Raw genomic sequence first — 9,547 nt, forward strand, 5'->3', positions numbered from 1 at the left:
ACATTGCCGGATAGCGGCGCAAACGCCTTATCCGGCCTACAGCAGACATAATCCGTAGGCCTTAAGGCTGCGCGCCATCAGGCAGTGATGGCTATCCGTACCGCTACAGCCAGCTCACCTCGCCTTTTGGCGTAAACGCCGCCGCATCCAGCGGTGAATTCTGCTGAATAAACTCTTTCAGCACTTCCGCGTCAATAAACCCGGTATTCACGTATCCCGGTTTGTTATCGATGCGCGGATAACCATCGCCGCCCGTGGCGTTGAAACTCAGCGTCGCCATGCGATAGGTTTTAGCCGGATCAACAGGCTCGCCTTTGATTTTCAGATCGGTGAGCTTGCCCTCTTTGGCGACAAAGCTCACATTGGCGAACTGTGGATAGGCGCCGGAGTCCGGTTTCATCTGTGCTACGGCGGTGAGATAATCAACCACCTCTTTGCCGCTCATATCGGCATACACCACAATGTTGCCGAACGGCTGTACCTTGAGCACGCTTTTATAGGTAATATCTCCCGCCTCAATCGAGTCGCGAATACCGCCGCCGCTCATCACGCCAAAATCGGCGCCGGTGCGCGCGATCTGCGCAGCCAGAATCACCCGTCCCATATTGGTCTGGACAAATCTGACCTTACTGCGATCGCCTTCAAGAAGGCCATTCACGCTACCAATTTTCACCTCCAGTTGCGCTTTACCTTTATTCTGGAACGGCGTTAATAACGAGAGCATTTGCGGATTTTCGGCGATTTCCGGCGTGTAAAGTACACGCTCGCTTTTCCCGTTATCCCAGGTCACTTTTTTCTTGAGATTTACCGGAATAAGCTGGTAGTTAACCATTTTCATCTCGCCGTTACGGAATTCGAAATCCGCGCGACCCACATATTTACCCCACTCATGCGCCTGCACGATCCAGATGCCATTTTGCTTATCCGGCGCGCAGGGCGTTCCCGGTACGTAATTCACCTGTTTTTTGTTTTCCGACGCCATGCATACCGGGTCTTGTGAGTGACCGCCCACAATCATCGCCAGCGAACCGGCAGGCAGGCTACGCGCCATCTCAACGTCGCCCGGCGCGTTCGAACCGTGATCGCCGTTGTCATAATGCCCCATATGTGTGGTCGCGATAATCACGTCCGGTTTTTCATTCATATTAAGTTCCTGAATCACCACCTTTGCTTCTTCAGCAGGTTTACGAAACTCAATATCGGTGAAATATTCCGGGTTGCCTATTTTCGCCGTGTCATCGGTGGTTAAGCCGATTACCGCGATTTTTATATCCTGGCGTGTAAAAATAGCCCACGGCTTAAACAGACGCTCGCCGGTACTTTTTTGATAAATATTGGCGGAAAGAAAGGGAAACTTCGCCCACTTTTCCTGCTGGCGCAATACGGTGAGCGGGTTATCAAATTCATGATTACCGACGGCCATAGCGTCGTAGCCAATCAGATTCATCCCGCGGAAATCGGGCTCCGCATCCTGGAGATCGGATTCCGGCACCCCGGTATTAATGTCGCCGCCGGATAACAACAGGACGCTTCCCCCCTCTTGCGCCACCTCTTTACGGATACTGTCCACCAGCGTTTTTTGCGCCGCCAGACCATATTCGCCATATTCGCTGCGCCAGAAGTGACCGTGGTGATCGTTGGTATGCAGGATAGTAATTTTATAGGTTTTATCTTTTTCGTAAGCCTGTGCAGGCTGAGTCGTCAGCGCGAACGCCGCCAGTAACGCCAGCGCCACACCCCGTTTCAAAAATTTCATCTTTCTCTCCCTGACTCAATATCAACCGCAGAAATTACCTTTCCTTGCAATAATAGACAAATATGTTTTCAGAATTGAGACTTCCTTCAAACACATTTCACAGGTATGTTAGGCAAGTAATAATTACACATCCTACTATCTCCAACATCGCATAAAATTTAAGTGACTTTCTATGGCCATGAGTGAACCAACCCAGCCGTTAGCCGACGCGCCCGCCGCGGCCGCTAAAGCACGTACTTCGTTTGGTATTTTGGGCGCGATCAGTCTTTCCCATCTACTGAACGATATGATCCAGTCGCTAATCTTAGCCATTTATCCCCTGCTGCAGGCGGAGTTCTCGCTGACCTTCGTCCAGATAGGTTTGATCACCCTGACGTTCCAGCTCGCCTCATCACTACTGCAACCGGTCGTCGGCTACTGGACGGATAAATATCCCATGCCGTGGTCGCTGCCTGTCGGCATGTGTTTTACCCTGAGCGGGTTGGTACTGCTGGCAATGGCGGGAAGTTTTGGCGGCGTATTGCTCGCTGCGGCGCTGGTGGGTACCGGCTCGTCCGTTTTTCACCCGGAATCGTCCCGCGTGGCGCGCATGGCCTCCGGCGGACGTCATGGTCTGGCGCAGTCTATCTTCCAGGTCGGCGGTAACTTCGGCAGTTCATTGGGCCCGCTGCTGGCTGCCGTGATTATCGCGCCCTATGGCAAAGGGAATGTCGCCTGGTTTGTGCTGGCCGCGCTGCTGGCGATCGTAGTGCTGGCGCAGATCAGCCGCTGGTACGCAGCCCAGCACCGGATAGCGAAAGGCAAGCCAAAAGCGATAATCGCTAACCCGCTGCCGCGCAATAAGGTCGTGCTGGCGGTCAGCGTGTTATTGCTACTCATTTTCTCGAAATATTTCTATATGGCGAGCATCAGTAGCTATTACACCTTTTATCTGATGCAAAAATTCGGATTATCAATACAAAACGCGCAGCTCCATCTGTTTGCCTTCCTGTTTGCGGTGGCTGCCGGGACGGTAATCGGCGGGCCGGTGGGCGATAAAATCGGCAGGAAATATGTGATTTGGGGCTCTATTCTCGGCGTCGCGCCGTTTACCCTTGTTTTACCCTACGCCACACTGTACTGGACGGGGATTTTAACAGTAATTATCGGCTTTATTCTCGCGTCGGCGTTTTCCGCCATTCTGGTGTATGCCCAGGAGCTGCTGCCAGGACGCATCGGTATGGTTTCCGGCCTGTTTTTCGGGTTTGCCTTCGGGATGGGAGGCCTGGGCGCAGCGGTGCTGGGGCTGATTGCCGACCATACCAGTATCTATTTAGTTTATAAAATCTGTGCTTTCCTGCCGCTTCTGGGGATACTGACCATATTCTTACCTGATAATCGACATAAAGCATGATTTTATGGCGGTTAAAGGTACGCTTTAACCGCCTGTACATCCTGATGCCATCTTGCTTTGCCCATCCCATACTTATCACTTTTCCGTTCCGTGCTCTTTTTACCGTCAGATTGTATCTTTTTATAAAACACAACCATTTTTTATAAACATCCTGATTGAAATTGTCATAAACTATTACCCGGAGTTTTGGAGTCCAGCAACCAAAGGAGACGGAATGCATCACGCTACCCCGCTTATCACCACCATTGTCGGCGGCCTTGTGCTCGCTTTTATTCTCGGCATGATTGCCAACAAATTGCGTATTTCTCCACTGGTGGGATATCTGTTAGCGGGCGTTCTGGCGGGACCTTTTACCCCGGGTTTTGTTGCGGATACCAAACTGGCGCCGGAGCTGGCGGAGCTCGGCGTGATTCTATTGATGTTCGGCGTCGGGCTGCATTTTTCGCTGAAGGATTTGATGGCGGTAAAGTCTATCGCCATTCCCGGCGCTGTCGCTCAGATAGCGGTGGCGACGCTGCTGGGTATGGCGCTTTCCGCCGTGCTGGGATGGTCATTAATGACCGGCATCGTTTTTGGGCTCTGTCTGTCTACCGCCAGTACCGTCGTCCTGCTGCGCGCGCTTGAGGAGCGACAACTCCTTGATAGCCAGCGCGGGCAAATCGCCATCGGCTGGCTGATTGTCGAAGATCTGGTGATGGTGCTGACGCTGGTCTTGCTGCCCGCCGTTGCCGGCATGGTGGAAAAAGGCGATGTCGGCATAGCCTCGCTGACAGTCGATATGGGGATAACCATTGGTAAAGTGGTGGCGTTTATCGCCATCATGATGCTGGTCGGACGCCGCCTGGTGCCGTGGATTATGGCCCGCAGCGCCGCCACCGGCTCGCGCGAATTATTTACCCTTTCCGTACTGGCGCTGGCGTTAGGCATTGCGTTTGGCGCGGTAGAACTGTTTGACGTCTCTTTTGCGCTGGGCGCGTTCTTCGCTGGAATGGTGCTTAATGAGTCGGAACTGAGTCACCGGGCGGCGCACGATACGTTGCCGCTGCGCGACGCCTTTGCCGTCCTGTTTTTTGTTTCCGTCGGCATGTTGTTCGATCCGTTAGTCTTGATTCAACAGCCGCTGGCTGTGCTGGCGACGCTTGCCATTATCGTCTTTGGTAAATCGATCGCTGCGTTTTTCCTGGTGCGTATGTTCGGCCACTCGCCGCGAACCGCGCTGACCATTGCCGCCAGCCTGGCGCAAATCGGCGAGTTCGGCTTTATTCTCGCCGGACTCGGCATGGCGCTCAACCTGCTGCCGCAGGCGGGACAGAACCTGGTGCTGGCAGGCGCTATTTTGTCGATTATGCTTAATCCCGTACTGTTTACCCTGCTGGAGAAGTATCTGGCGAAAACCGAAACGCTGGAAGAGCAAACGCTGGAAGAGGCTATCGAAGAAGAGAAGCAAATTCCGGTGGATATCTGTAATCATGCCCTGCTGGTGGGTTTTGGCCGCGTAGGCAGTCTGCTGGGAGAAAAATTACTGGCGGCGGGGATTCCGCTGGTGGTTATCGAAACGTCCCGTACCCGCGTGGATGAGCTGCGCGAACGCGGGATTCGCGCCGTGCTGGGCAACGCCGCTAACGAAGAAATCATGAATCTGGCGCATCTGGACTGCGCCCGCTGGCTGTTATTGACCATCCCCAACGGTTACGAAGCCGGCGAGATTGTCGCCTCAGCGCGGGAAAAAAGTCCTGATATCGAGATAATCGCCCGCGCGCACTATGATGATGAAGTGAAATATATTACCGAGCGGGGAGCCAATCAGGTAGTGATGGGCGAGCGAGAAATTGCCCGGGCGATGCTGGAACTGCTTGAAACGCCGCCCGCGGGTGAGGTCGTCGCCAGTTAAGGGTTTGCCGGACGGCCCGATGCGCGCAGCGCCATCGGGCAAGCCAGATTAGCGATCCCAGTACGACTCTTCCAGGCTGTCCTCACGCTCCGGCAGCCCGCGTGTCAGACGCGGAGAATGCTGGTTCAGTACCTGATAACTGACACGGTTAGCATATTTACACACCTGCGCCAGCGACGAATAGGTCAGCCAGGTAAATTTGTGCTTACTGGAGTTCGGTACGTTGCTACGATGGTAACTGTTCGCCGTAATATCGTGCAGCAGCGCCGCCAGCGCGCCATCGCCCGCGCCGTTGGTGTTCATGATTTTTTCCGGCCCGCCCATATATGGCGCAATATGCGAATAAACGCGTAGCGGATTAATACAATCTTTATGGCGCATTGCCCGGCTAAATTCATACTGGTTAAATTCAGCAATAGCCCCCGGCAGCAGAGGATGCTGGGTTTTACGTTTTGCTTCCTCTTCGGTGAAGCCCGACATATATAACCCTATCGGCCCGGCGGTGCATAACACCAGGTCGACCCAGTCCAGCGCCTTATCCGCCGCCAGCAGCGGGTCGTTTTCGCCGGTCAGCGCTTCCGCTTCTTCTTCATTCATTGCCAGAATCGAGACATTCTCTTTGAGAAACGCCTGCCACCACTGCGGATTATCGGCGATCACAAATTTGGTGCCCAGCGTCATGACAACCGGCACGTTATGCTTTTTCGCGTATTCGATCGCTTTCATCGTCGCGTCAGGCATCGGTTCGCCAGGCTTACAGCGCACCAGATATGAGGTCAACACCAGCGCGGAAGCGCCAGCGATCACCGCTTCCGGAATACTTTCCGCCCGTAGCTGATTCATATGGCCGGGGCTGATAGCGAAGGTACGCTCGCCGGATTCGCCAATCAGCGTGAAACAGCGGCCAATCGGGCCATCTACCGCTTGCAGATAATTCAGGTCGGTACGGCTGGAAGTATTACACAGGTAGCGATAAGCGTAGCTGCCAATCTCAATGTTGCTGCACATCACGCCCAGTAACACCGAACGGTCATCCGCCAGTACCGAGTAATTGTGCATCGTATTGCCTATGGTGCCGCCAGCAAACTGATGGGTGATCAGATTTTCCCGCGTCAGTTCCTGATACAGCTTCTCCGCCACCTCGTCTTCTATCACCAGAGAATGCCCGGCGCTTAATCCATAGCGTGTAATAAAATCGTCATCCACTTTCGCCTCAATATCCACCAGCGTCTGGTCGATACCGACGACCCAGGAGGCGTTGGTTTCCTGTTCTGGCTGAATTTGTTGCAACAACGGGTCACGCGCATTGACGGGAAAATAGTGTTTGGATTTACGTTTACCGGGAAATTTCATGATTGTGCTTACGGATGAATAACGGAGCGCTGCATGGTAGCACATTCCCCCTGCTGCGCGCGACGGACGATGGCGTTTCAATATCGGACGACGAGATCGCAGTTTCTCCAGCCGCGTTTTTTACAATGGTTCACTTTCACAAGGAGCGTTTTATGAAGCCGGAAAATAAAATTCCCGTACTCACCCGACTATCTGACGAAATGACAGCCGTCGTAAACTTCCAGCAACCAGGCCTTCCCCCCTGGCCTGCCGATGGCGATATTGAGACCCAGCGTCAGTATTATCTTCTTGAGCGCCGTTTCTGGAATGCCGACGCGCCGTCCATGACCACCCGCACCTGCGTCGTCCCTACGCCTTATGGCGATGTAACAACCCGGCTCTACTCGCCGCAGCCGACCAGTCAGGCCACCTTATACTATCTGCACGGCGGCGGATTTATCCTCGGTAACCTGGATACGCATGACCGGATAATGCGTCTGCTGGCGCGTTATGCCGGCTGCACCGTGATCGGTATTGATTATTCGCTGTCGCCGCAAGCGCGTTATCCGCAGGCCATTGAAGAAACCGTCGCGGTATGCAGCTACTTCTCTCAACATGCCGATGAATACTCGCTCAATGTGGAGAAAATCGGTTTCGCCGGAGATTCCGCAGGCGCCATGCTGGCGCTTGCCAGCGCGCTCTGGTTACGTGATAAGCACATTCGCTGCGGTAACATTATCGCGATTCTGTTGTGGTATGGGCTGTATGGGTTGCAGGATTCGGTAAGCCGCCGTCTGTTCGGCGGCGCATGGGACGGCCTGACGCGTGAAGATCTGGACATGTACGAAAAGGCCTATCTGCGTAACGATGAAGATCGGGAATCGCCCTGGTATTGTCTGTTTAATAACGATCTCACGCGCGATGTGCCGCCCTGCTTTATTGCCAGCGCGGAGTTTGATCCGCTCATTGATGACAGCCGCTTGCTGCACCAGACATTACAGGCGCACCAGCAGCCCTGCGAATACAAAATGTATCCCGGCACGCTGCACGCCTTTCTGCACTATTCGCGAATGATGACAATCGCCGACGATGCCTTGCAGGACGGCGCACGCTTCTTTATGGCGAGGATGAAGACGCCGCGTTAACGGTACGGCGCCGTGAGTTTCAGCATCATATCAATATGTTCCGGCGTCGCGTTCAGCGCCGGAATGTACGCATATTTTTTACCGCCCGCTTCAAGGAAAATCTCGCGGTTCTGTTCCGCTATCTCTTCCAGCGTCTCCAGACAATCCGCGGCAAATCCCGGACACATGACCTGAATATGGCCAGTCCCCTTTTCACCCAACATTTTTAGCGTTTCATCGGTGTACGGCGTCAGCCACGGTTCACGGCCAAAGCGCGACTGGAACGTCATCATTACCTTTTCCGGCGGCAGTCCCAATGCGGAAACCAGTTCGCGCGTGGTATCGCGACAGCGCTGCGGGTAGTCATCGCCTTCATCCGCATAACGTTGTGGAATGCCGTGATAAGAGAGCAGAAGCACATCCGGCTCGCCGTGTCTGGCGAACGACTCACGCGCGCTTTTCGCCAGCGCATCGATATAAGCGCCGTCATCTGCGTAATCGCGAATAAATGAGATACCGGGAATACGGCGTTTACGCGCCAGTATCCGCCCCAGTTCGTCCCAGACTGCGCCCACCGTTGAGCAAGAGTATTGCGGGTACAACGGCAGCACGACGATATGGTCGACGTCGCTTGCTAACAGTTCATCGACAGCGCTTTCCAGCGAGGGCGAGCCGTAGCTCATCCCCAGCGCGACGGGCGTGTCTGGCAACCGCGCGGCCAGCGCCTGTTGCTGTTCGCGGCTATATACCATGAGCGGCGAACCGCCATCCATCCAGATAGATTGATAGAGTTTCGCGACGCGCGGCGAACGCAGCGGTAAAATAACGCCACGCAACAGCGGCCACCACAGCAGACGAGGAGTATCCACCACGCGTCTGTCGCTTAAAAATTGTTTCAGGTAGCGCTTTACCGCTTCAGGAGTTGGGGCATCTGGCGTGCCAAGGTTAGCCAGCAGGATACCGGTTTTCGTCTGACGCATTGCCGCCTCTTATCTATTCAAATTGTTGATAATTGTAGCGGAAAAGCGATAAAGAAGAACTAATTGCTGCGAGAGGTAAGACGAGAATTTGCCGAATGGCGCTAACGATGCCAGTAGGCCGGATAAGGCGTTCAGGCCTGCGGGATAATGGCAGGCCTGATAAGTGCTTCACTACGCGAAAAAATTAACCGAGGATTTTTTCCAGCGCTGCGCGCACGTCGGCAACGGCCTGCGTACCGTCAACTTTAGCGTATTTGGTGTTGCCCGCTTCCGCTTCTTTCTGGTAGTAGCCAATCAGCGGCGCGGTCATCTGATGATATTCCACCAGACGTTTGCGAACGGTCTCTTCCTGATCGTCTTTACGGGTGGTCAGATCTTCGCCGGTGACGTCATCTTTGCCTTCCACTTTCGGCGGATTAAACTTAACGTGGTAAACGCGGCCAGAGGCGGCGTGTACGCGACGACCCACAATACGGTCAACGATCAGTTCGTCCGGTACGTCGAATTCCAGCACGTAATCCACGGCAATGCCCGCTTCTTTCATCGCGTCAGCCTGCGGGATCGTGCGCGGGAAACCGTCCAGCAGAAAACCGTTACGGCAGTCTTCCTGGGCGATACGCTCTTTAACCAGCGCAATCACCAGTTCATCGGTCACCAGTTTACCGGCGTCCATGATATCTTTCGCCTGTTTGCCCAACTCGGAGCCTGATTTCACTGCGGCGCGCAGCATATCGCCAGTGGAGATTTGCGGAATACCATATTTCTCCATGATGAACTGAGCCTGAGTTCCTTTACCCGCGCCCGGAGCGCCAAGCAGAATAATACGCATTACGAAAATCCCCTCAAAGGTTGTCGATATTTTTTAAAAAGCGCTAAACGATACCACCATCACGCATTTCGCTCAAGGAAGCCGCCTGATGCTGAAACGGTTAACGAAGAGAAATCCAGAAAAGAGAAGGTATTATAAAAAATGCCGGATGGCGCTGGCGCTTATCCGGCCTACAAACAGTACTCGCCCGTAGGCCGGATAAGACGCTTCGCGTCGCCATCCGGCAGTCACAAAACAGTACC

Annotated in this window: 7 protein-coding genes; 3 read left to right on the top strand and 4 right to left on the bottom strand. The window is 54.0% G+C overall.

Annotation, left to right across the window (positions count from 1 at the left end; genetic code table 11):
- Window positions 1–103 precede the first annotated feature (103 nt).
- Window positions 104–1,756 (bottom strand): bifunctional UDP-sugar hydrolase/5'-nucleotidase UshA, encoded by a 1,653-nt coding sequence (ushA, locus tag ACLD4K_RS16615; RefSeq protein ID WP_000670398.1) that lies wholly within the window; start codon window positions 1,754–1,756, stop codon window positions 104–106.
- Between the two features lie 172 nt (window positions 1,757–1,928).
- Between ushA and ACLD4K_RS16620 the strand changes: the two genes are divergently transcribed.
- Together ACLD4K_RS16620 and ybaL are read left to right on the top strand one after the other, a co-directional pair.
- Window positions 1,929–3,149 carry an MFS transporter gene (locus ACLD4K_RS16620; RefSeq protein ID WP_411012177.1) on the top strand — a complete coding sequence of 407 codons (1,221 nt, stop codon included), beginning with the start codon at window positions 1,929–1,931 and terminating at the stop codon, window positions 3,147–3,149.
- A gap of 214 nt (window positions 3,150–3,363) precedes the next feature.
- Complete coding sequence (gene ybaL / locus ACLD4K_RS16625; RefSeq protein WP_411012178.1) at window positions 3,364–5,040, top strand: YbaL family putative K(+) efflux transporter; 1,677 nt, start codon at window positions 3,364–3,366, stop codon at window positions 5,038–5,040.
- A gap of 48 nt (window positions 5,041–5,088) precedes the next feature.
- Here ybaL and gsk read toward each other — a convergent pair whose 3' ends face one another.
- On the bottom strand, window positions 5,089–6,393 hold the full coding sequence (gene gsk, locus ACLD4K_RS16630) for an inosine/guanosine kinase (RefSeq protein ID WP_411012179.1): 1,305 nt from the start codon (window positions 6,391–6,393) through the stop codon (window positions 5,089–5,091).
- Between the two features lie 152 nt (window positions 6,394–6,545).
- Here gsk and aes point away from each other — a divergent pair, with 152 nt between their 5' ends.
- On the top strand, window positions 6,546–7,517 hold the full coding sequence (gene aes / locus ACLD4K_RS16635) for an acetyl esterase (RefSeq protein ID WP_411012180.1): 972 nt from the start codon (window positions 6,546–6,548) through the stop codon (window positions 7,515–7,517).
- Here the strand turns inward: aes and hemH are convergent.
- Together hemH and adk are read right to left on the bottom strand one after the other, a co-directional pair.
- The gene (gene hemH, locus ACLD4K_RS16640; RefSeq protein ID WP_001250078.1) at window positions 7,514–8,476 is read right to left on the bottom strand and encodes a ferrochelatase; all 963 of its coding nucleotides are present in this window, start codon (window positions 8,474–8,476) and stop codon (window positions 7,514–7,516) included. The genes aes and hemH overlap by 4 nt on opposite strands.
- A gap of 184 nt (window positions 8,477–8,660) precedes the next feature.
- Window positions 8,661–9,305 (bottom strand): adenylate kinase, encoded by a 645-nt coding sequence (gene adk / locus ACLD4K_RS16645; RefSeq protein WP_174896609.1) that lies wholly within the window; start codon window positions 9,303–9,305, stop codon window positions 8,661–8,663.
- Window positions 9,306–9,547 lie beyond the last annotated feature (242 nt).

Source organism: Salmonella sp. 741265055_HSA, from assembly GCF_046569525.1.
In the GTDB taxonomy this organism is placed as follows: domain Bacteria; phylum Pseudomonadota; class Gammaproteobacteria; order Enterobacterales; family Enterobacteriaceae; genus Salmonella; species Salmonella enterica.

Coding starts and splice junctions, on each gene's coding strand:
- ushA (WP_000670398.1), bottom strand. CDS start 1,756: ATGAAATTTTTGAAACGGGGTGTGGCGCTGGCGTTACTGGCGGCGTTC.
- ACLD4K_RS16620 (WP_411012177.1), top strand. CDS start 1,929: ATGGCCATGAGTGAACCAACCCAGCCGTTAGCCGACGCGCCCGCCGCG.
- ybaL (WP_411012178.1), top strand. CDS start 3,364: ATGCATCACGCTACCCCGCTTATCACCACCATTGTCGGCGGCCTTGTG.
- gsk (WP_411012179.1), bottom strand. CDS start 6,393: ATGAAATTTCCCGGTAAACGTAAATCCAAACACTATTTTCCCGTCAAT.
- aes (WP_411012180.1), top strand. CDS start 6,546: ATGAAGCCGGAAAATAAAATTCCCGTACTCACCCGACTATCTGACGAA.
- hemH (WP_001250078.1), bottom strand. CDS start 8,476: ATGCGTCAGACGAAAACCGGTATCCTGCTGGCTAACCTTGGCACGCCA.
- adk (WP_174896609.1), bottom strand. CDS start 9,305: ATGCGTATTATTCTGCTTGGCGCTCCGGGCGCGGGTAAAGGAACTCAG.